The sequence below is a fragment of the Pseudomonas putida genome, from assembly GCF_003228315.1.
GTDB classification, from domain to species: Bacteria; Pseudomonadota; Gammaproteobacteria; order Pseudomonadales; family Pseudomonadaceae; genus Aquipseudomonas; species Aquipseudomonas putida_S.
Genome location: NZ_CP029693.1, coordinates 5,919,682 through 5,944,703, shown reverse-complemented (window position 1 = coordinate 5,944,703; position 25,022 = coordinate 5,919,682). Strand labels below are relative to the sequence as shown.

The 25,022-nt window shown below is 59.1% G+C and carries 19 protein-coding genes; 9 read left to right on the top strand and 10 right to left on the bottom strand.

What is annotated here, in order from left to right; translation table 11 throughout:
- The first annotated feature begins 42 nt into the window (after positions 1-42).
- The 5 genes from DKY63_RS27825 (at position 43) to DKY63_RS27805 (ending at position 4,773) form a co-directional block, all read left to right on the top strand.
- Positions 43-1,377 carry a TRZ/ATZ family hydrolase gene (locus DKY63_RS27825; RefSeq protein WP_110967059.1) on the top strand — a complete coding sequence of 445 codons (1,335 nt, stop codon included), beginning with the start codon at positions 43-45 and terminating at the stop codon, positions 1,375-1,377.
- A gap of 59 nt (positions 1,378-1,436) precedes the next feature.
- Positions 1,437-2,135, top strand: coding sequence for a bifunctional 2-polyprenyl-6-hydroxyphenol methylase/3-demethylubiquinol 3-O-methyltransferase UbiG (gene ubiG / locus DKY63_RS27820; RefSeq protein WP_110967058.1), 699 nt, complete (start codon positions 1,437-1,439; stop codon positions 2,133-2,135).
- A gap of 4 nt (positions 2,136-2,139) precedes the next feature.
- The gene (gene mupP / locus DKY63_RS27815; protein WP_110967057.1) at positions 2,140-2,811 is read left to right on the top strand and encodes an N-acetylmuramic acid 6-phosphate phosphatase MupP; all 672 of its coding nucleotides are present in this window, start codon (positions 2,140-2,142) and stop codon (positions 2,809-2,811) included.
- A gap of 109 nt (positions 2,812-2,920) precedes the next feature.
- Positions 2,921-3,661, top strand: a complete 741-nt coding sequence (locus DKY63_RS27810; RefSeq protein WP_110967056.1) for a YciK family oxidoreductase — start codon at positions 2,921-2,923, stop codon at positions 3,659-3,661.
- A 185-nt stretch (positions 3,662-3,846) separates the two neighbouring features.
- The gene (locus DKY63_RS27805) at positions 3,847-4,773 is read left to right on the top strand and encodes a GGDEF domain-containing protein (protein ID WP_110967055.1); all 927 of its coding nucleotides are present in this window, start codon (positions 3,847-3,849) and stop codon (positions 4,771-4,773) included.
- Positions 4,774-4,846: 73 nt separating this feature from the next.
- Here the strand turns inward: DKY63_RS27805 and DKY63_RS27800 are convergent, their stop codons facing one another.
- Positions 4,847-5,608, bottom strand: coding sequence for a TenA family transcriptional regulator (locus tag DKY63_RS27800; RefSeq protein WP_430523170.1), 762 nt, complete (start codon positions 5,606-5,608; stop codon positions 4,847-4,849).
- Between the two features lie 77 nt (positions 5,609-5,685).
- The gene (locus tag DKY63_RS27795; RefSeq protein WP_110967053.1) at positions 5,686-8,142 is read right to left on the bottom strand and encodes an EAL domain-containing protein; all 2,457 of its coding nucleotides are present in this window, start codon (positions 8,140-8,142) and stop codon (positions 5,686-5,688) included.
- 220 nt (positions 8,143-8,362) lie between these two features.
- Here DKY63_RS27795 and DKY63_RS27790 point away from each other — a divergent pair, with 220 nt between their 5' ends.
- Positions 8,363-12,550, top strand: coding sequence for a deaminase domain-containing protein (locus DKY63_RS27790; RefSeq protein ID WP_110967052.1), 4,188 nt, complete (start codon positions 8,363-8,365; stop codon positions 12,548-12,550).
- Between the two features lie 4 nt (positions 12,551-12,554).
- Here the strand turns inward: DKY63_RS27790 and DKY63_RS27785 are convergent, their stop codons facing one another.
- The 5 genes from DKY63_RS27785 to DKY63_RS27765 all read right to left on the bottom strand — a co-directional run bounded on the left by DKY63_RS27785 (position 12,555) and on the right by DKY63_RS27765 (position 16,886).
- Positions 12,555-14,372 (bottom strand): ABC transporter ATP-binding protein, encoded by a 1,818-nt coding sequence (locus DKY63_RS27785; RefSeq protein ID WP_110967051.1) that lies wholly within the window; start codon positions 14,370-14,372, stop codon positions 12,555-12,557.
- On the bottom strand, positions 14,365-15,003 hold the full coding sequence (locus tag DKY63_RS27780; RefSeq protein ID WP_110967050.1) for a DsbA family protein: 639 nt from the start codon (positions 15,001-15,003) through the stop codon (positions 14,365-14,367). The genes DKY63_RS27785 and DKY63_RS27780 overlap by 8 nt, the downstream gene beginning before the upstream one ends.
- Before the next feature lie 3 nt (positions 15,004-15,006).
- On the bottom strand, positions 15,007-15,948 hold the full coding sequence (locus tag DKY63_RS27775) for a rhodanese-related sulfurtransferase (RefSeq protein ID WP_110967049.1): 942 nt from the start codon (positions 15,946-15,948) through the stop codon (positions 15,007-15,009).
- A 101-nt stretch (positions 15,949-16,049) separates the two neighbouring features.
- Positions 16,050-16,349, bottom strand: coding sequence for a BolA family protein (locus DKY63_RS27770; protein WP_110967048.1), 300 nt, complete (start codon positions 16,347-16,349; stop codon positions 16,050-16,052).
- 12 nt (positions 16,350-16,361) lie between these two features.
- Complete coding sequence (locus DKY63_RS27765) at positions 16,362-16,886, bottom strand: DUF2059 domain-containing protein (RefSeq protein WP_096512831.1); 525 nt, start codon at positions 16,884-16,886, stop codon at positions 16,362-16,364.
- A gap of 190 nt (positions 16,887-17,076) precedes the next feature.
- Between DKY63_RS27765 and DKY63_RS27760 the strand changes: the two genes are divergently transcribed.
- Positions 17,077-18,471, top strand: coding sequence for a class II fumarate hydratase (locus tag DKY63_RS27760; RefSeq protein ID WP_110967047.1), 1,395 nt, complete (start codon positions 17,077-17,079; stop codon positions 18,469-18,471).
- 112 nt (positions 18,472-18,583) lie between these two features.
- Here DKY63_RS27760 and DKY63_RS27755 read toward each other — a convergent pair whose 3' ends face one another.
- The gene (locus DKY63_RS27755) at positions 18,584-19,543 is read right to left on the bottom strand and encodes a DMT family transporter (RefSeq protein ID WP_110967046.1); all 960 of its coding nucleotides are present in this window, start codon (positions 19,541-19,543) and stop codon (positions 18,584-18,586) included.
- Between the two features lie 210 nt (positions 19,544-19,753).
- Between DKY63_RS27755 and DKY63_RS27750 the strand changes: the two genes are divergently transcribed.
- Positions 19,754-19,945, top strand: coding sequence for a DUF6316 family protein (locus tag DKY63_RS27750; RefSeq protein ID WP_110967045.1), 192 nt, complete (start codon positions 19,754-19,756; stop codon positions 19,943-19,945).
- Between the two features lie 121 nt (positions 19,946-20,066).
- On the opposite strand, the gene DKY63_RS27745 is transcribed toward DKY63_RS27750, so the two are convergent.
- The gene (locus tag DKY63_RS27745; RefSeq protein WP_110967044.1) at positions 20,067-21,251 is read right to left on the bottom strand and encodes a thiolase family protein; all 1,185 of its coding nucleotides are present in this window, start codon (positions 21,249-21,251) and stop codon (positions 20,067-20,069) included.
- A gap of 102 nt (positions 21,252-21,353) precedes the next feature.
- Entirely contained in the window at positions 21,354-22,877 is a 1,524-nt protein-coding gene (pap, locus tag DKY63_RS27740) for a polyphosphate:AMP phosphotransferase (RefSeq protein ID WP_110967043.1), read from the bottom strand.
- A 160-nt stretch (positions 22,878-23,037) separates the two neighbouring features.
- Here pap and mnmC point away from each other — a divergent pair, with 160 nt between their 5' ends.
- Positions 23,038-25,020 (top strand): bifunctional tRNA (5-methylaminomethyl-2-thiouridine)(34)-methyltransferase MnmD/FAD-dependent 5-carboxymethylaminomethyl-2-thiouridine(34) oxidoreductase MnmC, encoded by a 1,983-nt coding sequence (gene mnmC / locus DKY63_RS27735; RefSeq protein WP_110967042.1) that lies wholly within the window; start codon positions 23,038-23,040, stop codon positions 25,018-25,020.
- The last annotated feature ends 2 nt before the right edge of the window (positions 25,021-25,022 follow it).

Sequence of the window (25,022 nt, the reverse complement as noted above, 5' to 3'; positions counted from 1 at the left end):
ATACTTCGCCATCCTTTACAAAAGCACTGGAACCGACCCTCGATGCCGAACACTGCCGCTGCGCTCGACCTGTTATTGCTGCCAACCTGGCTGGTACCCGTCGAACCTGCCGGCGTTGTCCTCAAGGATCATGGCCTGGGCATCCGCGACGGTCGCATCGTGTTCATCGGCCCGCGCTCCGCCGCGCTGAAGCTTAACCCAGTCGAAATCCGCGAACTGCCTGACATGTTGCTCAGTCCCGGCCTGATCAATGCCCACGGGCATGCGGCGATGACCCTGTTTCGCGGTCTGGCCGACGATCTGCCCCTGATGACCTGGCTGGAAAATCACATCTGGCCCGCCGAGGCCAAGTGGGTAAGTGAAGATTTCGTGCGTGATGGCACGGATCTGGCCATCGCCGAACAACTCAAAGGCGGCATCACCTGTTTCTCTGACATGTACTTCTTTCCGAAGGTTGCCAGCGAGCGTGTGCACAACAGTGGAATTCGCGCGCAAATCGCGATCCCGATCCTCGATTTCCCCATTCCCGGCGCCAGCACCGCGGACGAAGCCATTCGTCAGGGCGTAGAACTGTTTGGCGATCTCAAGCACCACGAACGCATCAAAATCACCTTCGGCCCCCATGCACCCTACACCGTGGGCGACGAAAACCTGGAAAAAATCCGGGTCATCGCCGAAGAACTGGATGCCTCGATCCACATGCACGTGCATGAAACCGCTTTCGAAGTGCAGCAAGCCGTGGAACAGCATGGTGAACGCCCGCTGGCCCGCCTGGCTCGCTTGGGTTTGCTGGGGCCGCGCTTCCAGGCGGTTCACATGACCCAGATCAGCGATGAGGATCTGGCGCTGCTGGTAGAAAGCAACACCAGTGTCATTCACTGCCCGGAATCAAATCTGAAGCTGGCCAGCGGTTTTTGCCCGGTGGAGCGTTTGTGGCAAGCCGGGGTCAATGTTGCCGTGGGCACCGATGGCGCCGCCAGCAACAATGACCTGGACCTGCTCGGTGAAACCCGCACCGCCGCCCTGCTGGCCAAAGCCGTCGCGGGTTCGGCTACCGCCCTGGACGCCCATCGCGCCCTGCGCATGGCCACCCTCAATGGCGCCCGTGCCCTAGGCATGGAAGCCGAGGTCGGCTCGCTGGAAGTCGGCAAAGCCGCCGACATCGTGGCATTCGATCTCTCCGGCCTGGCCCAGCAACCGGTCTATGACCCGGTATCGCAACTTATCTACGCCACAGGCCGGGATTGCGTGAAACATGTTTGGGTCGCGGGCAAGCAACTGCTCGACGATCGCCGCCTGACGCGACTGGATGAAAATCAACTGAGCACCACTGCCAAAAGCTGGGGCCAGCGCATCAGCGGTCACACCGAATCGTAAGCATCCCGGACCAGGCGCCGGGAGCATCAGGATTTTTCAAGTTTTTCGAGGACTACACCATGAGCAACGTCGACTACTCAGAAATCGCCAAGTTCGAAGCCCTGGCCCATCGCTGGTGGGACAGGGAGAGCGAATTCAAACCGCTGCACGATATCAATCCACTGCGAGTCAACTGGATCGACGAGCGCGTCAATCTGGCAGGCAAAAAAGTCCTCGACGTCGGTTGTGGCGGCGGCATCCTCAGCGAAGCCATGGCCCAGCGCGGCGCCACCGTGATGGGCATCGACATGGGCGAAGCGCCGCTGGCGGTCGCTCAACTCCATCAATTGGAGTCCGGGGTGAACGTCGAATACCGGCAAATCACCGCCGAAGCGCTGGCCGAAGAAATGCCGGAACAATTCGATGTGGTCACCTGCCTGGAAATGCTCGAGCACGTTCCCGATCCATCTTCGGTCATTCGCGCCTGCTTCCGCATGGTCAAACCCGGTGGCCAGGTTTTTTTCTCCACCATCAACCGCAACCCGAAGGCGTACCTGTTCGCCATCGTCGGCGCCGAATACATCATGAAGCTGTTGCCTCGCGGCACCCATGATTTCAAGAAATTCATCCGCCCTTCCGAGCTCGGCGCCTGGAGCCGCATGGCCGGCCTGACCGTCAAGGACATCATCGGCCTGACCTACAACCCGCTCACCAAGCACTACAAACTGGCGGCCGACGTGGACGTCAATTACATGATCCAGACCCTGCGCGAGGAGTAAGCCGATGCGAATCAGAGCAGTTCTTTTCGACATGGACGGCACCCTGCTCGACACCGCGCCGGACTTCATTGCGATCTGTCAGGCGATGCGTGCCGACCGCGGCCTGCCACCGATGAATGACAAACACATCCGCGATGAAATCTCCGGCGGCGCCAAAGCGATGGTCGCCGTGACCTTCGCAATGGATCCGGAATCTCCGGGGTTCGAGGCGCTGCGCCTGGAGTTCCTCGAGCGTTACCTCGTGGGTTGTGCGATCCACAGCAAACTGTTCGACGGCATGGGCGAATTGCTGGCAGACATCGAGAAAGCCAATCTGACCTGGGGCGTGGTCACCAATAAGCCGCTGCGTTTCGCCGAACCGATCATGCAGCAACTTGGCCTCGCCGAGCGATCGGCGCTACTGATCTGCCCGGATCACGTGAAAAACAGCAAACCGGACCCGGAGCCATTGATCCTCGCCTGCAAGATGCTCGACCTGGATCCTGCCAGCGTACTGTTCGTGGGCGATGACCTGCGAGATATCGAGTCGGGACGCGATGCCGGCACCAAGACCGCTGCCGTGACTTTTGGCTACATCCACCCGGATGATAACCCTCGCAATTGGGGTGCGGATGTGGTGGTCGATCATCCGTTGGAATTGCGCAAGGTGCTCGATAGCGCTCTTTGCAGCTGCTGAGCCAGTCCGCTCTCTGTAGGAGCACGGCTTGCCGGCGATAGCGGTTTCAAGGACGCCATCGCCGGCAAGCAGTGCTCCTACAAGTCCATCACCGACTTTGAGGTTCCTTATGTTTGATTACTCCGCCCGCCCCGACTTGCTCCAGGGCCGCGTCATTCTGGTCACCGGCGCCGGTCGTGGCATCGGCGCCGCTGCCGCGAAAACCTATGCTGCCCACGGTGCGACGGTGCTGCTGCTTGGCAAGACCGAAGCCAACCTGACTCAGGTCTACGACGAAATCGAAGCCGCCGGCCATCCGCAACCCGCTGTGATCCCGTTCAATCTGGAAACCGCCCTGCCCCATCAATACGATGAACTGGCAGCCATGATCGAAAACGAATTCGGCCACCTCGACGGCTTGCTGCACAACGCCTCGATCATTGGTCCGCGCACCCCGATCGAGCAACTGTCCGGCGAGAACTTCATGCGGGTGATGCAAGTCAACGTCAATGCGATGTTCATGCTCACCAGCACCCTGCTGCCACTGCTCAAGCTGTCCCAGGACGCCTCGGTCGTGTTCACATCCAGCAGCGTTGGCCGCAAGGGCCGCGCGTACTGGGGCGCATACGGTGTATCCAAGTTCGCCACCGAGGGCCTGATGCAGACCCTGGCGGACGAAGTCGACACCGTCGCGCCCGTGCGCTCCAACAGCATCAACCCGGGCGCGACGCGCACCAGCATGCGTGCCCAGGCATACCCGGGGGAAAACCCGCTGAACAATCCGACGCCAGAAGAGATCATGCCGGTCTATCTGTATCTGATGGGCCCGGACAGCACTGGCATCAATGGCCAGGCTTTCAACGCCCAGTAATACCGTACGTCGCTTTTGTGCCGCGCCGACCTTCCGTCGCGGCACTTGCGCCCCCTAATCCTATACAAAGCAGATTAGACTTGTACGAAATGTCCTACGGGACTGACGGACCAGTATGACGCGCTGCCCCAGGCCGCTCTCACCCAGCTTGTAAGACAGCCTGAACGCTCAAGAGCACGCGCCATATGAAATCACCCTCCCAGACCAACGCAATTGACTTCGATAGCGCCAAATTGCAACGCCTGGGCTTTGGTCAGCAGCAACCGATTCTGGAAAGACCCGTGAGTCTTGCGCAACTGCGCCAGCAACTGAGCATGCAGTTGCAAACCAGTCTTGAGCCTCAACGTATTCTCGGGCTGTTTTTCCAGGAAGTTCAGCGACTCATACCACTCGACGCCCTGACTTACGAGCACAAGAGCAGCGACCTGCGTCTGGAGTTCGGTCAACGCGGTCGCCACTCGATCAGCTATAGCCTCAGCCATGAAGGCGAACACCTGGGTGAACTGGTGTTTCGCCGCAGCCTGCGTTTCAGCGAGCAGGACCAAGGTAGCCTCGAATCGCTGCTGGCCGCCTTGCTCTACCCGATGCGCAACACATTGCTGTACCGGGCTGCGACCCAAAAAGCGTTGCGTGATCCGCTGACCGACACCGGCAATCGCATTGCCATGGACCAGACGCTGGAGCGAGAAATCGAAGTCGCGCGTCGACACCTGCAACCGCTATCTCTTCTGATGCTGGACATTGATCACTTCAAATTGATCAATGACACCCATGGTCACAGCGTCGGTGACGAAGTGCTCAAGGCCGTGGCCACTTCGATCAAAAGCCAGTTGCGCAACGTGGATATGGTGTTTCGTTACGGTGGCGAAGAGTTTTTGATCCTGCTGTCCAACACCCCACGGGAAGCGGCGGCGATGGTCGGCGAAAGGTTGCGCTTTGCGGTGCAGGCTGAGGATTACCTCGCCGAGGGTCGTTCGATCGCGCTGACTATCAGCCTTGGATGCTCGACCCTGCTGCCAGGTGAGTCGGCCGAGAGTCTGTTGCGACGCGCCGACAATGCGCTGTACATCGCCAAGCGCGAGGGGCGTAACCGATTGACGATGGCGGGCTGATCGTTAGTCAACAATGCAAAACAGTGTGGGAGCGAGCCTGCTCGCTCCCACAGTTGTGTTGCGTCGACTCAGATCAACCCTCTGCCAAAGCCAGCCGCTCACGAGCTACGGGCGCCCGCTCGGCATGTTCCAACTGCATGCAACGCTCCAGGAACAGATACATGTAGTCGTAGCTCTTGCACACGGCCTGACGCAACTCCATCTGCAAGGCTTTGCTCGGGTTCATGCCCGCCAGCGTGCAGATGATTTCCAGTGCTTCCCATGGATGGGCGTCATCGTATTGCGCATGCATCTTCAGCCACTTCATCGCACGCTTGCGCTCTTCCTCGGGGAAGGATGCGGCATACACGCCTGTGGAGCAGACCACCGCCGACCACTCGCCGGTTGCGCCTTCAATGGCGTAGTTGGTGGCGGCAATGGCCACGATCAGCGAATCCGCGGAGCTTGTGTGCCAGCACCAATGGCTGAGCGCGTGAAGCTCCGGGGCCACCTGTTGCGCTTGCAGATCTTCCAGGCTGACACCGTGGGCCCGGCTCCAGTTGACCCAATAGTCCGCATGGTTCAATTCGACGCGGATGTTGCGCATCAACCAGCGACGGGCCATGTCTTCACCCGGATGACGGGCAAAACGGGTTTTGGTCAGGTTTTGTGCCATGTATAACGCGAACTGTTCTACCACCGGCCAGCCACCAATCAGGTACTGACGCATGGTTTTTGCGCTGAGTTTGTTATCACGCATGCGCTGATACAGTTCGTGTTCGACAACCCGGCGCTTGCTCTCGCTGCAATCCTGAATCAGGCGCTGAGCCCAGGCAGGATAACTTGCAGCTTCCATGAGTGGGCCGGTTCGGATGAATGTGTCGATCACTGTCGAGCTCCTTTTGATTGTGATTGTTGGACCGGCAAGAGACTTCAACGGAATGTGCCAGGTGCCTTGAACAGCAAAGGCTGGGGCCTGGCAGGACGACATTGCAAACTGTCGCAGGTAAACAACTGCGGGCGTTCTATGACATACCCCTGAGCGTAATCCACCCCGATCTCCAGCAATGCCTGCTCGATCTGGGGTGTCTCCACAAACTCGGCAATCGTGCGTTTACCCATGACATGACCGATGTGATTGATCACCTCGACCATGGCGCGGTTAATCGGGTCGTCCAGCATATCCTTTACGAAACTCCCGTCGATCTTCAAGAAGTCTACAGGCAAATGTTTCAGATAAGCGAATGAAGACATACCGGCGCAAAAGTCGTCCAGTGAAAAATGGCAGCCTAACCCTTTGAGTTCATTGATAAACCGGATCGCGCTGCCAAGATTGGAAATTGCACTGGTTTCAGTGATTTCAAAACAAATCATTTCGGGCGGAATCGAATAGGTAACGAACTGTTCACGGAGGAAGTCCAGGAACGCCTCATCTCCGATCGTCGTGCCTGACAGATTGATCGCACACATCGCCAGCGGCCCCTTGCGCTTTTCGGCCCGGCACTGGGCAATGATGCGGAAAACGTTCTGCACCACCCAACGATCAAGGGACGTCATCAGACCATAGCGTTCGGCGGCCGGGATGAAGCTGTCAGGTAGGATCATGCGGCCGGCTTCGTCATGCAGGCGCAACAGGATTTCGATATGTCCGCCCTCGTCATGGGTGCCCAGCGGTGCGATTTCCTGGGCGTAGAGACAGAACCGGTCCTCCTCCAATGCCATATGCAAACGCTGCACCCAGGCCATTTCGCCGAAGCGCAGGGACAATTCCGAATCATCCGGGTGATAGACCTGAACCCGGTTACGCCCCTTTTCCTTGGCCATGTAGCAAGCCATGTCCGCCGCTCGCAGCGAAGCTTCGAGAGTCACCGGATTGTGCGCAACATGCACCAGACCAATACTCACCGTGGTTACGAATGGCCGGCCCTTCCAAACGAAGTGCAGATTCTGCACCGTCTGGCGCAGTCCCTCGGCCACCTTCTCCGCCGCGTCCGGCCCGCAATTCTCCAGCAGGATGCCGAACTCGTCGCCACCGAGTCGGGCCAGGGTATCGCCCTCGCGCAGACCGGACTGCAGCAGCGCGCAGATATGACGCAGCAACTCGTCACCCGCCGCATGGCCACAGGTATCGTTGACCAGTTTGAATTGATCCAGGTCGAGGAACATCAACGCGTGACGTCCCGACTGGCGTGTCAGATTGTGCAGCGCCTGCTCCAGGCGATATTCGAATTCACGACGGTTGGCCAGGCCGGTCAGGGCATCGTGGGTTGCCTGCCAGGACAGATTGGCGATGTACTGCCGTTCCTGAGTCATGTCGTGCAGGACCAGTACCGTACCGCTGACCTTGCCGGCGTTACGGATCGGCGCGCCAACCAGAGTCACCGACACCGTGCTGCCGTCCAGGCGTTGAATCAGTTTGGAGTGTTCGCTGCCGCCGCTGAGATGACCGTTCAAAATGCGTTCGATCAAGGTGAATCCGTCAGCCTGCGCGTTTTCGTCCAGCAGATTGAACAGCGCCGCCAACGGCAACCCCGTCGCCTGTTCCGCCTTCCAGTGGGTCAACGCTTCGGCAGCCGGGTTCATGTAGGCAATAGCTCCCGACACATCAGTGGTGATCACGCCATCACCAATGGATTGAAGGGTGATCTGCGCCCGATCTTTTTCCAACTGCAGGGCGTCGGCGAAGGCATGGCGCTGTTTGAGCAATTTGTGGGTACGCATCAACGCCAGTGCAATCAAACCCAGGGCCGTGGCGAGGTTGGTCACCAACAGCAGACGCAAAATGACCCGCGATCCTTCGCCAAGCGCATCACTGAAGGCTTTCGCCGCCGGGGTCACCTCATCGTTGATCGCGAATACTTGCTCTTTCCAGTGCTGGATATCCGCGCGGGACGCCGGGCTGGCTGCGATGTGCCGATGCATGTCCTGGGCAACGTCATCGAGTTTGACCAGATACGAGTCGCCAACGGTCCAGAGATCGATGGCTTTTTCGAGATAGCTGAAATGCCGGAAATTGAGATACAGCCAGATCAGGCTGGAGACGTCGTCCGGATGGTTGCCACCCTTTAGAATCGCCTTGCGCGCCGCTTCGATATCGGGAGGCTCAAGATCCAGCGCTACACGCAGTTCGTGACCGCCCTGGGGCACGGCAATCGCGTTCTGGTACTTTTGAAAAATCGCCTCGTCGCCGCTTTCGGCATAGAGATTGAGATAGTAGATCGCGTCTTTCTGGCCCTTGGACCAAAGGCTTTCACCTGCCACATAGCCTCGGACGGCCGACAGCACATAAAGACTGACACCACCCAACAAGGCTTGAAACAACACAACGGCGATAAATGGCCAGACGATGCCCAACAACCGTGGCGTTCCGAGAGTCCGCGTTTGATTCATGAGTTCCCTTGCTTTAGCACTGCTTGTTCGTCGTCCGGACGAAATCGCTACCGCAAGACTAGGGGGCGTTCCCGATTCCGGCAAGCGATGGATCAGCCTCCATGCGGTAAAAGCGCAATAACCGTACCTATGCACCACCAGCGCAGACTTTCAGATGGATTTCATGAGCACTCCGGGCTCTCGCCATGTGTTGCGAGAACCCTTCCACAAGGAATGTCACATGACCTCTACTTCATTAACCGGACCCGACACATCGGCCGCCGAAGCACTTCGCGCCAGGCAGGCCCTGGGGTTCGATAACGCTCCAGACATCGAATCACTGTTCCCCTTGCCTACCGCCAGAGACCGAAGACTTTTCAGGGCCTTGCTGCGCGAAGTACCCGCCTTCGGACAATCCACGACCGTCGACATGTACAAGGCACAACGCACCAAAGCTCAAATCATGAACACCGTATCGGGCTTCATGAATGGCAGTCGTATGCTCATCCAACGCCTGGGAGCCGGTGTACTGTCCTCCGCCTCCTTGGCGCAAGTGCGCGCAACACCCCTGGTTGTCCTCGAACGCGTGCTGAACTCAACGCAATCACAGGACTTGGCTGATCAGTTGCTCAAGAAGCTCAGGTGGTACGGCGCAAACCGCGGCGAACAGACACCGGCATCGGTGCGCAATCAACTGCTCTGCAATGCCATCTGTCTTTACTTGAATGGGCCGTCAGCCGACAACCCGCAGGAGCTTGCAGGTTTTAATTGGCAAGACCCGGCGCACTGGGGCAAAAACTATCAGACACTGCGCAATGACTTTGAACAGCACCTGCTGCACACCAGGCGGGTCGCCAATACCAAAGAAGCCATTTTGGCTGCGCACCTGTTACAGACCCGGCTCTCAAAAGACTTCGCGGTACCCGATATTCCGGCCGACATTCGCTACAAGAGCTCAGTGGTGTGGGTGAATTTCATGCACGGCGTACTGCTGGCAGAAGAGCTCGATCTGCCGGCGCTGTCCTTTCAACAGCTCGTCAATCTGCCCTTGGAGCGCAGCGTCACCGCCTCTCCCGAGGAGCTTGAGAAGATTGCACAACTGAGGTTGGGCCCCGCTCTGGAATGGGCGGTCTGCGTGGGCATTATCCAATCGCGAACGGCCTCCGACTATGGCGAGGAGGACATCAAGCGGGCGCTGACGGCACTGGAAACCCACAGTGAAAGCCTGCGCAAAGCCGTGCTTTCACTGGATTTGCGGCCACCGGAAAGATTGAAGATGGCCAAACAGATCAAGGATGACCTCTTCGGCAGTCGGGGGTTCGAATCGGATGGGCGCAGGTTAGTGCCTGAGGATTCAAACTACATCGGGGCTAAATCCACGCCGACATTGAATCTGCCTGGCCACGAGTTTGTCGATCTTTATGCAGACGGCCAAATCGTAGCCGGAAAAAGATGGGTTCTCACTCAGTCCGATGGAAAAACGAGAACCGTTCGAACGCTCAGGATAGACGACCGGCGAAAACTCTATTCGGAACTGATGGATTCAGAGCGAATTTACAGAAAAACCGAAGACCCCGGACCTAGCTGGATTGGAAGATTGTTGCCTGACATCAATGCGCAATTCGACACAGATTTCAACAAGTACCTGGCCTCCATCAAGTCAGCCTATCAGACCCTGATCATCAGCCTCCTGACCTCGCTGCCGCTGGCTGACCGCCTGGCATTGGAAAAAGGTGAGGTCGTTGTGCTGAGCCTGCGCCAGAGAATCCAGAAAAACGGGCAAGTACAAGAGGTTCGGGCAAGGAAAGGCTTCCTGTTGCAGGTGACTAACGAAAAAGAAGGTGGCGATAAAAACATCACCTATTACGAGCTCATCCCGAATGCAGGCTACATTCGTGAACGTACAAGCCTGAGATTCTCCACAATAGATGGTGTACTTACCGAATTCCCCTTGCACGCCTCGATCCCCGGACAGACCTTTACTCCCGGACTCAGCACTTCTCTGCTTATCGATTGGCCTGCTCACTTAAGTGGCAGGACACCTGCAAGCCGCGCATCCAGCTCGGCAATCGTTGACCCTGTGGGATTCATGCCAGCCATTGCAATCTCCGGTTCAAACGCAATCGACAGTCAAGTTACACCTCTGGAGTCGTCACGACTGAACGCCGTGGCTCACTACATTGCAACGAATTTCCTGTACGTCGATGAACAGGAGTTGCGTATCCAGGCTCGTGGCATGACCGTGTTCGACACCATCAGGGCCAGAAATGAAAAACGGCAGGAAACGTTCGCCGCAATTGCCAAAGGCTTTGTACCGTTTTGGGGAAGCATTGAAGATCTTTTGTCAGACGATACCAAATCGAAACTGTTAGGCGGAGTCGGGCTCGTGGTGGATCTGGCTTCGTTTCTCTTCCCTGTCGGCAAGTTCATGTCGGGCTCCGTACGTTTGATCAGGCTCGGAAATGGAGTTTCAAGCATGGCCGTCAAAGCGAGCCTGCCCTCGTTTTCATCGCTGACCCGCAACCTTCTGATCGCGTCGGCCAAAAACCTGAATCCGCTGGACGGCCTTCCAACCTTACTGAAGTCGATGGCAAGCGGCGCCGGCAGAGGGTTGCTCGCTACAGGCCGTTTGAGCCTTGTCGGAATCAAAAAATTGACCGGACAGGCCGACAACTACCGACTGGCCCACAACCTGCCTCAGGCAATCGATCCCGGGAGCTGGAAACCACTGACGAACAACGATCATCTGGCAACGATCAACGGCATCGATGACGTACTCGTACGTCATACAAATCCGTCGGACTTGCAACGTTTCCATCTCGTCGACCCGGTGACGTCCCTGCCCTATGGCCCTCGTCTTTTCAATAACCACAGAAACATCAGGCAAGGCCGCTCAACCTTCAAAATGCAGCCACCGACCGAATCCCACGCCTTGGCAGAGCTTTCGGAACATGCCCATATCCGTGAAGTGCTTGAGGTTGATGGTCGAACCACGCTGTTCGTGGACGACATCCCCTATCGCCTGGACGGAAACCAGCTGCGCCGTGCGGATCTGATCGACGATCGATCTCTGTTCAAATCCGTGCCTTGTCGGGTACGACGCGCGCCGGGTGACGAAATCTGCAAAACGATTTACGTCACTCGCGCCCCCGCACCGACGCCGGCCATCGGCAGTCTCGATGAAAGCAAAGGCTGGGCGCCGTGGTTCGGGGACAGCATCTACAAACCGGCCATCTCGACTCAGCCATTGCTGGTGGACGCGATCAAAACCTATAAGCAGCTCAATGCCTCATTGGAGTTTCAAAAAGGGATCTTTGCGCGGATCAAAGTCCACCTTCCCTACGACCGCTCAAGACTGTTCGATACGCTTGAAGTCGGAGCGGTCATCGTCCCGGCGAAGGACAATTCAAAGCACTATGTAATTACCCGGCTGAACGCCGGAGACTTTTACGGCGCCGAGCGCCTGCCGGGCCAAAGCCTCTCCGTCCCGCTGACCTTGCGCAAGGCGCATACCTTGCCCGCCGGCCTGGTCGAAGAATTGAAGACGGTTTACATCGGATCGCTCAATGCCAACAACATGGTGAGGATTCACGGCGCGGAAGCCGTGGAGCGTGCGATGAAAACCATGGATGACATTGCCATACCGATTGGCGGTCACGTGAATCCGCCCGATACGCTCAAACTGCTGAAGGTTGATACCAGCCCGGGAGAAGCGGTCCTGTTCGATCATTCAACCCGATCGATTGTCAGGAAATCCACAGATGGTGCCGCGACCTGGACCTTGTCCAGGGACGCTTCGGACAGCGTGCGTGAGACGACCGCGGAGGTTTTCAACAACCTGTTCCAGAGACCCGTCATCACCGTCACACAATCGACTCAGGGGGGGCCCAAGGCGCTGAAAATCGACGACACGATGCGCCAACTGCAAAAGCACATAAGCAACAAACTGCGCAGACCCTTGAAAGATCCGAGAAATATCGCGTTTGCCGAAATAAAGACCAAAGACGGAACGCGCGAGATTTATGTCAGCGTTTCCGGAAGCAAGGGTGACACCGATTTTCTGCCCTTGTTTGAGCCGCTGGCGAACAAGAAGGAAGTCACCGTCGACGGCATCCGGTACTTCAATATCGATAGCGGAGTCCGTGCGCCTCAGACCTCCCTGGGCATTAGCGCCGAAAACAAGCTCGTGGCGATCCCGCATACCATCGAAAACATCGAGACCTACACCCCCGCACTCACTGCACGTCCCACCTCGCTGGACACCGAAGCCAAACTCATCAGTGTCATTCGTGACAAATACCCGGATCCGAAAACTCTGGACTCAGTCACGATTGCCACAACCATGGCGCCCTGTGACTCCTGCTCAGTCGTGATGAAACAATTCGGCTATGACGGCAGCCCCGGCGCACTGAACGTGTTGTGGAAATGAGCGGCTACATCCGCTGCAAATGTCCATAAAGCTTGGCGTACAAACCCCCATCGGCAATCAGCTGCTGGTGGTCGCCATCTTCGGCAATCTGCCCGCCATCGAACACCAGTACCCGGTCGGCCTGTTTAACCGCAGACAGACGGTGGGCAATGATCAGCGTGGTGCGATTACTCAGGAAACGCGCCAGCGCCTGATGCAGGTTGTACTCGGTAGCGGCATCCAGCGCTGAAGTGGCCTCATCGAGGATCACCACTTTGGGTTCGGCCAGTACCATCCGCGCAATCGCCAGGCGTTGCCGTTGCCCGCCGGACAATCGCACGCCGGAACGCCCGACAATACTGTCCAGTCCATTGGGCAGATCACGGATCGTGCCGTGCAACTGGGCGATTTCCAGTGCCTGCCAGCAGGCTTCATCACTGCGTTCGCGGCCCATGGTCAGGTTGGCGCGCACGGTATCGTTGAACAACGCGGGGTGTTGCAGCACCACGGCAACGTTTTCCCGCACGGTCTCCAGACCTATTTCCTGCTGGGTCGAACCGCCGAAACGGATGGTCCCGGCTTGCGGCGTATAGAGCCCCAACAGCAATTGCACCAGGGTACTTTTTCCGCCACCACTGGCACCGACAATGGCGACTTTTTCACCGGGTGCGATGGACAAGTCCATCTGGTTCAACACCAATTCGTCGCCGTAGCCGAAACTCAGACCCTGCACCTCGATACCCACGGTCTCGCGACCGGTGAACGGGTCGACGCCATTGGGGTATTCCGGTTCATCGGCCCGCGCCAGCAGTTCGTTGATTCGCGACAGCGCACCGCCGGCAGCGTAGTAGGCGTATTGCAGGTTCAGCAGTTGCTCCACCGGGCCAATCATGAACCACAGGTAGCTGAACACCGCGAGCATCTGGCCGATCGACAGATCGGAAAACAGCACCGTGAGCATCGCGGCGGCACGAAAAATATCGATACCGAACTGGAACAGCAGACCGCTGGCACGGTTCGAGGCGTCGGTTTTCCACTGCGAACTGACCGCGTAATCGCGAACTTCCCGGGCACGTAGCCCCAGTCGACCGAGGAAAAAGCCCTGACGATTGCCCGCACGAACCTCCTGGATCGCGTCGAGGGTTTCAGTCAGCGCCTGGGTGAAGCGCGAGGTGCTGTCGTTCTCGAGCTTCTTCAAGTGCTTGACCCGCTTGCCCAGCTGCACCGTGGCGTAGATCACCAGCGGATTGAACAGCAGGATCAACAGGGCCAGCTTCCAGTGCATCCACACCAGAATCCCTGCCGTACCGACCAGTGTCAGCATGGCCACCAGGAAACGACTGAGGGTTTCACCGACAAATTTGTCCAGGGTATCGAGGTCGGTCACCAGGTGTGTGGTCACCGTGCCGCTGCCCAGACTTTCGTATTCGCCCAGCGAGATACGCTTGAGCCGTTCGATCAGGCGGATGCGAATGCGGTACACGATGTCCTTGGCCAACGCGGCGAACAACCGTGCCTGAATCACGTTGAACAGCAGGGCCGAGCATCGCAGGGCCAAGGTCACCAGCAGCATGAGACCGATGTAGCCCGCCGCTTTCTGCCAGACCTCGGGCAGTGCGAGATTCATGACTTTCAGCGCGGCGTCACCGAGTCCCAGCAGCACTTCGTCCACCAGCAACGGCAGGAGCAATGGGATCGGTACGCTGCACAGGGTCGCCAGCACCGCCACGCCGTTGGCGATCCACAGGGATTTCTTGTGATGAAGGGCCAGACGGCGGATTTCCGCCCAGCTCAAGCGGTCGACACGTTTTGCAGTTGGAACGTCGTCGGGCAGGTCATGCACAGGCAGCGCGCTCCAGCCAGCGGCCGAGCAGCGGTGACAGCACACTGAGCGGTTGATAGCCGTTGGTCAGCAGGGCCAATTGACCGTTTCGCTCAGCCAGCATGGTAGGGAAACCGGCGATTCCCAGATCCTGGACCCAGGTGAAATCCGCCGCCGTCGCCGTGTGCATGTCGGCACGATCGAACGCGCCGGCAAACTCGATACGCGGCAGACCGGCCTGCTCTGCCAGCTCCACCAACACACTGGCATGGGTGACGTCTCGCCCCTGGGCATAAAACGCATGCTGGATCAGCCCCAGCAGTTTCCACGCGCAATCCGGCGCCAGACTGCGCGCCGTCACCAGAGCCCGACAGGCTGGCTCGGTGTCGTAGACGAACCCTTCGGGCAAGGCACCTTCCAGTTTGAACGGCTGGCCGGTGGCCTCGGTGACCGCCTGCCAGTGTTCAAGGATGTAACGTCGCGTCGAAGGCTCCAGCGCCGCGCCACTGCCGGTGCGCAAACCGCCCACCACCAGATGCACGTCGACACCTGCAGCTGCCGCCTGTTCGACCAATGCGTTTGCAACCGGGGCAAATCCCCAGCACCAGGAACACATCGGGTCCATCACATAGAGCAGGCGGCATGCAGACATGGTTCAGGCCTCGGAAGATGCTTGCTTATAGTTGTAGCCGATCGGGTGAGGCTGGTTGCGCGCCTTGGCCAGTTCGATCTGCTTTTGCCGGTCGATGGCACTGCGACGGGTTTTCTCGCTCAGGTTGTCCCAGCAATGCGGGCAACTGATACCGGCCACGTAATGCTCGGAAGCGCGATCTTCGACGCTGACCGGTGTGCGGCAGGCATGACATTGATCGTAGTCACCTTCGCTCAGGTCGTGGCGGACCGTCACGCGGTTATCGAACACGAAGCAGTCGCCCTGCCACTTGGTTTCTTCCTGGGGCACCTCTTCGAGGTACTTCAGAATGCCGCCCTTGAGGTGATAGACCTCATCGAAGCCTTCGCTGAGCATGTAGCTCGACGCTTTTTCGCAACGAATGCCGCCGGTGCAGAACATCGCGACCTTCTTGTGCACGGCCGGGTCGAAGTTGGCTTTGATGTAGTCGGGAAATTCGCGAAAACTGGTGGTTTTCGGATCGATCGCGCCCTCGAAGGTACCGATCGACACTTCGTAGTCGTTGCGGGTATCGATCAACAGCACTTCCGGATCGCTGATCAGCGCATTCCAGTCCTGCGGCTCGACGTAGGTGCCGACCTTTTTGTTCGGGTCCACGCCCTCGACGCCCAGGGTCACGATCTCTTTCTTGAGCTTGACCTTGGTGCGGTAGAACGGCTGCTCGTCGCAGTACGATTCCTTGTGATCGATGTCGACCATGCGCGGGTCGTTGCGCAGCCAGGCCAGCAGGCCATCGATGCCTTCACGGCTGCCGGAAACGGTACCGTTGATGCCTTCTTCGGCGATCAGCAGTGTGCCTTTGATGCCGTTGTCGACCATTGCCTGCAGCAGTGGCTCGCGCAGGGCGACGTAATCTTCCAGGGTGACGAACTTGTACAGTGCCGCCACGACAATCTGTTGTGTCATGGGTAAATCTCCAGGTGGCTACCCTCGTAAGGGGTGAACCGGATGCGAAAAAAAACGCGCCGGGTTAGCGGCGCGTCATGCATACTAACAAATCTTCGATCTTAATGTTTACTGCCACCGGCGCAGGTCGGCGAGGCCGGTGCCCCATCCATTTGCGCCCATTCCTGCGGCGTGTAGGTATGCAGCGCCAACGCATGGAACTCGCCCATCAGCTCGCCCAGCGTGCCGTAGACTTTCTGGTGGCGTTTGACGCGATTGAGCCCCTCGAACTGCTGGCTGACCACCACGGCCTTGAAATGGGTCTGCAACCCGCGGCTGTGCATATGGCTTTCATCCAGCACTTGCAGGTGTTCGGGCTGCAGCAGGGCCAGCGTCGATTCGATGCGTTGTTGCATGGTCATTACGAACTCCGCTTAAGGCTTCTTCTTGGCTGGAGCCGCTGCGTCTTTCGGCGTCAGCTCGGCCGTCATGTCGGCCAGCAGCTTGTTGACCACAGGCACGGCGCTTTCCAGCTTGGCCTGGGTCATCTGTGCCGATTGCTGGGTCAGCTGCGGCATTTTTTCCAGGACTTTCTTGCCCAGGGGCGACTGGTAGAACGCAACCAGGTCCTTGAGCTCGGATTCGGTGAAGTTGGTGGTGTAGAGCTTGACCATGTCCGGCTTCAGCTTGTTCCAGCCGATGGCCTGGTCCAGTGCCGCGTTGGCCTTGGCCTGGTAGGTTTCCAGTACCGCTTTTTTCGAGTCAGGGGCTTTGGTTTGCTGGAAGCGCTGGGCGAACATCTGCTGAACTTGCATGTACACCGGAGTGCCCAATTTGTCAGCATGCGCCAGCGTCAGGAAAGCTTCGGCACTGGCGTTGTGGCTGGCGGTATCGGCGAAAACCTGGCCACTGGCACAAACCAATGCAACCGCGGTACAGATGGCACGAAGACGAGTCATCGAGTTTCCTTTCTAACAGGCGAGGTAAAACCCCAAGGACGTCCATTCTGCGCCTGAAAAAGTGTTTCGCTCAACCCCAAGCCTTGTCGCACCTGATTTAGAGGGGTTCAATGGAAACAAGCGAGACTGATGGAACCCCGGCCGTCGAGCACGGCCTAAACTGCGCAATCAGACAACAGGAGTGTGACCGATGAGCCGTATCGAAACCGACAGCCTTGGCCAGGTTGAAGTCCCGGATGAAGCCTACTGGGGCGCTCAGACGCAACGCTCGCTGGTTAACTTTGCCATTGGCAACGAACGCATGCCGCTGGCGGTGCTGCACGGCCTGGCCCTGATCAAGAAAGCCGCGGCGCGGGTCAATGACCGCAATGGCGATCTGCCTGCCGACATTGCCCGACTGATCGAACAGGCCGCCGACGAAGTCCTCGACGGCAACCACGATGATCAGTTCCCATTGGTGGTCTGGCAGACCGGCAGCGGCACCCAGAGCAACATGAACGTCAATGAAGTGATCGCCGGACGCGCCAACGAACTGGCCGGTAATCCCCGTGGCGGCAAATCCCCGGTGCACCCCAACGATCACGTCAATCGCTCCCAGAGCTCCAACGACTGCTTCCCCACTGCCATGCACATCGCCGCGGCCCAGGCCGTGCAGCAGCATTTGCTGCCGGCGATTGCCGAGTTGTCCGGTGGTTTGGCCGAGTTATCGGCGCGCCACATGAAGCTGGTGAAAACCGGGCGCACCCACATGATGGACGCCACGCCCATCACCTTCGGCCAGGAAGTTTCAGGCTTCATAGCGCAACTGGATTACGCTGAACGGGCCATCCGCGCGACACTGCCAGCCGTCTGCGAGCTGGCCCAGGGCGGCACCGCCGTCGGTACCGGACTGAATTCGCCCCACGGCTTTGGTGAAGCGATCGCCGCGGAGCTGGCGGCGCTTTCCGGCCTGCCTTTCACCACCGCCCCGAACAAGTTTGCCGCGCTGGCCGGGCACGAGCCGCTGACCGCGCTCTCCGGCGCCCTGAAAACCCTCGCCGTGGCCCTGATGAAAATCGCCAACGACCTGCGTCTGCTGGGCTCCGGCCCACGTGCCGGGTTCGCCGAAGTGAAACTGCCGGCCAACGAGCCGGGCAGTTCGATCATGCCGGGCAAAGTCAACCCGACCCAGTGCGAAGCGCTGTCAATGCTGGCCTGCCAGGTATTGGGCAACGACGTGACCATTGGCTTTGCCGCCAGCCAGGGTCACCTGCAATTGAACGTGTTCAAGCCGGTGATCATCCACAACCTGCTGCAGTCGATCCGTTTGCTGGGGGATGGTTGCAGCAACTTCCAGCAGCATTGCATTGCCGGCCTGGAGCCGGACGCCGGGAAAATGGCCGAACACCTGGAGCGCGGCTTGATGCTGGTCACGGCGTTGAATCCGCACATTGGCTATGACAAATCGGCGGAGATCGCCAAGAAGGCCTACAGCGAAGGGCTGACCCTGCGGGAGTCGGCACTGGAGCTGGGCTATCTGACGGATGAACAGTTCGATGCCTGGGTGCGGCCGGAGAATATGCTGGAGGCCGGGGCCAAGGGCTGAGATTTGTAGCGCCTGTCAGAAAGTCATCGCGGGCAAGCCCGCTCCCACAGGTTCTGTGAACGACACGAAACCTGTGGGAGCGTGGCTTGCCCGCGATGAACGATAACGCGGATCAACCTGCAGCCATCCGCACCTTGCGGGCCTTGAGCCCGGCAATCAACGACGGCCCCAACGCCACCAGCGCCGACCCCAGCACCACCAATACCGCCCCGCCATATCCCAGACCATTGATCGTCTCGGCATGCACGTAGTCAGGCCACCACCAGGCCGCCAGCGCCACCGCGCCAAAGGTCACCAATGGCGTAATCGCCAGCGTCGCGCTGACCCGCGAGGCCTCCCAATGGGCCAGGGCTTCGGCAAATGCGCCGTAGGCAATCAGGGTATTGAGGCAGCATCCCAGCAGCAGCCAGCCTTGCAGCGGATTCAACTGCAGTGCTTCCAGCGGATGCACCCACGGCGTCAACAGCAGCGCGCAAAACAGGTAGATCACCATCATCACCTGCAGCGAGTTCCACACGGTCAACAATTGCTTCTGGCCCAACGCATAAAAAGTCCAGACCGTGGACGCCAACAGCACCAGCAACACGCCAGCGGTGTAGTCGGTCAACGAGGTCAGGAGTTCACTCAGGCGCTGATTGAAAAACAGCGCAAAGCCAATCAACAGCACCACCAGGCCAATCCCCTGCCCCAGGCTGAAACGCTCCTTGAACACAAACACACTGGCAATCAGCAGCATGATCGGGCCCATCTGCACCACCAGTTGCGCGGTGCCGGGGCTGAGCAGGTTCAGGCCCATCAGGTACAGCACGTAGTTGCCCACCAGACCGAGCACAGCCATCGCCACCAGCCAGCCGCCACGGGGACCGAGTACCTTGCGGCTGGGCAAGCGCCGGGTCGCCGCCAGATAAAGGAACAGACACCCACCGGAGACCGTCAGGCGAAACCAGGTCACGGTGACCGGGTCCATCACCAGCAATACCTGTTTGAGCTTGATCGGCAGGATTCCCCACAGCAGCGCGGTCAGCAAGGCCAGGAACAGGCCGTAAACCCAGCGACCGGATGAAATGTGCATGCGTCCCCCAAAAGGCCAAGTGTCCAGAGCCGTCATTCTAGGTGCACGGCGGTGTGCCACACAGGGACAGTTGGCGTCTGGCCGCGAATGAAACTGTGCAGGTCGCAATATTAAATTGGCGATATGCCGTCGATCCGATTGTCAGGCTGTGCAAGTGGTTCATGCATAAGCTGATTGGATCCACCCACCGCAGATTTTCAGGAGATAGCCATGTACGGCATGCGCGCCCAGGACAACGCCCCTGCCACCCACTTTCGCAGTGACCGGTTGTGTCGAGTGAATGGGGAGTTGTACTTCAGCACCCGGGAAAACACCCTGGAGGGGCCGTTTGTGAGTGCTGAGGTGGCTGAGCGGGAGATTCTGGCTTACATCGTGCGGATGCAGAACATGCAGAGTCGGTAGACCGAGGTGTCTGCATCGCGAGCAGGCTCGCTCCTACAGGGATCTGATGTGAGACAAAGATCCGGTGTGGGAGCGAGCTTGCTCGCGATGGCTATCTAACAATCATCAAAAATCTTCAGACTCACCGCACCGCCTCAAACAACCCCGTAGCCCCCATCCCGCCCCCCACGCACATGGTCACGATGCCGTAGCGCAGATTGCGTCGCTGCAACTCGCGAACCAAGTGTCCGACCTGACGCGAACCGGTCATGCCGAAGGGATGACCGATGGATATCGAGCCGCCGTTGACGTTGTATCTGGCGTTATCGATCTCCAGTCGATTGCGCGCATACAGGCACTGCGAGGCAAAGGCTTCGTTGAGCTCCCACAGATCGATGTCGGCAATCTGCAAGCCCTTGGCCTTGAGCAGTTTGGGCACGGAGAACACCGGGCCGATGCCCATTTCATCCGGCTCACAACCGGCCACGGTGAAGCCGCGGAAGAATGCCTTGGGTTTCAAGCCCAGCTCCAGGGCTTTGTCCAGACTCATCACCAGCGTCATCGACGCACCATCCGACAACTGGGAGGAGTTGCCGGCCGTGACCGAACCGTCTTCGGCAAACACTGGTTTCAACCCGGCCAGGCTTTCGAGGGTCGTGTCCGGGCGGTTGCAATCGTCGCGATCAACCACACCGTCGAGGATCTGCACCTGGCCTGTCGTCTTGTCTTCCACGCGATATTTCACGCTCATCGGCACGATTTCATCGTCGAACAACCCGCCGGCCTGGGCCAGTGCGGTGCGTTGCTGGCTTTGAAACGCGTACAGGTCCTGTTCTTCACGGCTGACGTTGTAACGACGCGCGACGATTTCGGCGGTCTGTCCCATCGGGAAATAGATGCCCGGCACCTGCTCCTTCAGCAACGGGTTGATCAGGTTGTCGGTGTTGACGCTTTTCATGGTCAGGCTGATCGACTCGACACCACCGGCCACGATGATGTCGCTGCAACCCGAGGCGATCTGGTTGGCGGCGATGGCAATCGCCTGCAGGCCCGAGGAGCAAAAACGGTTGAGGGTCATACCGGCGGTACCGGTACCCAACTGCGACAGCACCGCGACGTTGCGCCCGATGTTGTAGCCCTGGGCGCCTTCGTTGGAGCCGGCGCCGACAATGCAGTCCTCGACGCTAGCCGGGTCGATGCCGCTTCGCGCCAGCAAGGCGTTGACGCAATGGGCCGCCATGTCATCCGGGCGGGTCTGGTTGAACTTGCCGCGAAAGGATTTGGCCAGGCCGGTCCGTACGCTGTCGACGATCACCACTTCACGCATGGCATACCTCATTGTTGTTATCGGTTGAGAGTGCATCGAGCATAAGCGCACCCAATTACCGACCGCGACAATCATTCACCTCGCGTATGCGCAGCCATCGACTCAGTCCTTGTCTTTCTTCTCCTTGCGCGCATGCCGGTCGGACCGTTCGAAGGCTTGCTCAAGCGCCTTATTGATCGTGCGCAAGACCTTGACCCGCGCCCAACGCTTGTCGTTGGCCTCCACCAGCGTCCAAGGCGAGACTTCGGTACTGGTGCGGTCGACCATGTCGCCAACAGCGGCGCGATAGTCATCCCACTTGTCGCGATTGCGCCAGTCGTCCTCGGTGATCTTGAAGCGTTTAAAAGGAATTTCTTCGCGCGCCTGGAAACGTTCCAGCTGCGTCTGCTTGTCGATGGCCAGCCAGAACTTGACCACGATGACGCCGGCGTCGGCGAGCTGCTCTTCGAAGTCGTTGATTTCACTGTAGGCGCGCAACCAGTCTGCCGGGCTGCAGAATCCTTCGATGCGCTCCACCAGCACCCGGCCGTACCAGGAGCGGTCAAACACGGTGAACTTGCCCCGCGCCGGGAGGTGCCGCCAGAAGCGCCAGAGGTACGGCTGCGCCCGCTCCTCTTCGGTCGGCGCGGCAATCGGCACAATGCTGTATTGGCGCGGGTCCAGTGCCGCCGCCACCCGACGGATCGCTCCGCCCTTGCCCGCCGCGTCGTTGCCCTCGAACACCGCCACCAAGGCATGACGGCGCATGCGTTTGTCGCGCATCAACCCGGAGAAGCGGGCCTGTTCGGTAATCAACTGTTCCTCGTAGTCGTCCTTGTCCAGATGCAAGGTCAGATCGAGGCTATCCAGCAGATTGATTTGATCGACGCTGGGGAACACCGGCGCGGCGCTGACTTTTTCCGGGTGGATCTGTGGCCGTTTCAGGGCGTTTTGCAGACCCTCGAGCAGAATCTTGCCCACCACCAGGCTGCGATAATGCGGATCCAGGCCGGCGATGACATGCCACGGCGCATAGTCGCGACTGGTACGGCGCAGAACGCGCTCGCCGTACTTCACGAACCTGTCGTAGGTTTCCGATTGCTGCCAGTCCAGCGGGCTGATGCGCCAGCTGTGCAACGGGTCGTCGGCCAGGGCCTTGAGACGCGCCTTCATCTGTTTTTTGGAGAGGTGGAACCAGAATTTGAAGATCAGCGCGCCTTCATCGCACAACATCTTTTCCAGGCGCTCGGCACCATTGATGGCCTGATCGAGCCGAGGGTCCTTGATCTCGCCGTGGACCCGGGCCTGCAGCATCTGGCTGTACCAGTTGCCAAAGAAAATCCCCATGCGGCCCGTGGCAGGCAGCAATCGCCAATAGCGCCAGGCCGGCGGTCGGGCCAACTCTTCATCGGTTTGCTGATCGAAGGTACGGACTTCGATCAGCCGCGGGTCCATCCATTCGTTGAGCAGCTTGACCGTCTCGCCCTTGCCAGCCCCTTCGATGCCATTGATCAGGATGATCACCGGGAAGCGTTTCTGCTGCTGAAGGTCGAACTGCGCTTCAAGCAAGGCTTCGCGCAGAGCCGGCACTTCGGCTTCGTAGGTTTCTTTGTCGATGCTGTGATCGATTTCGGCGGATTCGAACATGAATGGCTCCCTTCCAGATCTGAGCAAGACTAGCGGATTGACCTCTCCTGTGTGGGAGAAATCCCATTTTCATTGGCTGGGCCCTTACACAGGTTGCCATGGATCAAGCACCTGGCCCGTGATCGGCTAGAATGGCCGCCTTGCCAATGCCGAGCCCGCCATGAAACCTGTAGCACCCCACGCCCAGCTCGACTGGGACGACCAAGGCCTCCCGCGCTCGCGGGTGTTCGATGATGTGTACTTCTCCGACCTGTCCGGACTCGACGAAACCCGCTACGTCTTCCTTGAACAGAACGCACTGCGTGAGCGCTTCGCCGCGTTGCCGGTGGGTGGACGGCTGGTGATTGGCGAGACCGGTTTCGGCACCGGGCTGAATTTTCTCTGTGCCTGGCAGTTGTTCGAGCTGCACGCAGTGGCCGGTGCGCGCCTGCATTTTGTCAGCGTCGAGAAATACCCGTTGAGTCTGCCGGACCTGCAGCGGGCGCTGGCGTTGTGGCCGGAACTCAAGCTGTTTGCCGATCAGCTGCTGGCGCAGTACGTGGCCATCCATCAAGGCTTTCAGCGCCTGGTGCTCGATAGCGGGCGCGTCACCCTCACCCTGCTGATCGGCGATGCCCTGGAACAGCTACCGCAACTGGATGCGCAAATCGACGCCTGGTTTCTCGACGGCTTCGCCCCGGCGAAAAACCCGGATATGTGGACCGCCGAGCTGTTTGCCGAACTGGCCAGGCTGGCAGCCCCCGGATCGACCATCAGCACCTTCACCAGTACCGGTTGGGTCCGGCGCTTGCTCAACGCCGCCGGTTTCAAGATGAAGCGCACACCGGGCATTGGCCACAAATGGGAAATCCTGCGCGGCGCGTTCATCGGCTGGCCGGAAGAAGCCCCGAAGCCAGCCGTGACCAAACCGTGGTTTGCGCGACCGACCTCGTTGACCGACGAGCGCCGTGCACTGGTGATCGGCGCCGGGCTGGCCGGTTGCGCAACGGCTGCCAGCCTCGCGGCACGGGGCTGGCAGGTCAGCTTGCTGGAGCGTCACGCCGCACTGGCGCAGGAAGCCTCGGGCAATCCTCAAGGCGTGCTTTACCTCAAGCTATCGGCCCATGGCACGGCATTGTCGCAGCTGATTGTCAGTGGATTCGGTTACACCCGACGCCTGCTTGAGCATTTGCACAGAGGCGTGGATTGGGATGGTTGCGGGGTCCTGCAACTGGCCTTCAATGACAAGGAAGCCGAACGCCAGGCGCAATTGGCAGCGGCATTTCCCGAAGACTTGCTGCACACGCTCGATCAGGCGCACGCCGAAGCTCGCGCCGGTATCGCGCTGCCATCGGGTGGCCTGTTTTACCCCGAAGGCGGTTGGGTGCATCCCCCTGCCCTGTGCCAATGGCAAGCCGCACAATCGAACATTCAATTGCTGACGCACCATGAGGTAGTGGAACTGCGCCGTGCGGATGGGCGATGGCAAGCATGGGATAGCGACAGGTTACTGGCCGATGCGCCTGTGGTGGTGCTGGCCGGTGCTGCCGAGATCAAGCGTTTTTCCTACAGCAGCGAGTTGCCGCTCAAGCGCATTCGAGGGCAGATTACTCGCCTGCCCCAGACACCCGACAGTCAATGTTTGAGCACCGTGGTCTGCGCCGAGGGGTATGTTGCCCCGGCACGATTGGGTGAACACACGCTGGGTGCCAGTTTCGATTTCAACAACGACGATCTGACCCCCACGGCGGCCGAGCATGCAGGCAACCTGCAGATGCTCGAAGAAATCTCATTGGATCTAGTGGCTCGACTCGGCACGGACACCCTGGCACCTGAAACACTGGAAGGACGCGCCGCATTTCGCTGCACCAGCCCCGATTACCTGCCGATTGTCGGCCCCCTGGCCGACAGCCCGGCATTCGTCGATGCCTATAGCGCCTTGGGCAAGGATGCCCGGCAAACGCCGGACATCCCTTGTCCATGGCTGGACGGCTTGTATGTCAACAGCGGCCACGGTTCACGAGGACTGATCACGGCACCGTTGTCGGGTGAATTGCTCGCCGCCTGGCTGGACAACGAACCGCTGCCATTGCCAAGAGCGGTGGCAGAGGCCTGTCACCCGAATCGCTTTGTCTTGCGTCGCGTGATCCGCGGCAAGGCCTGAGA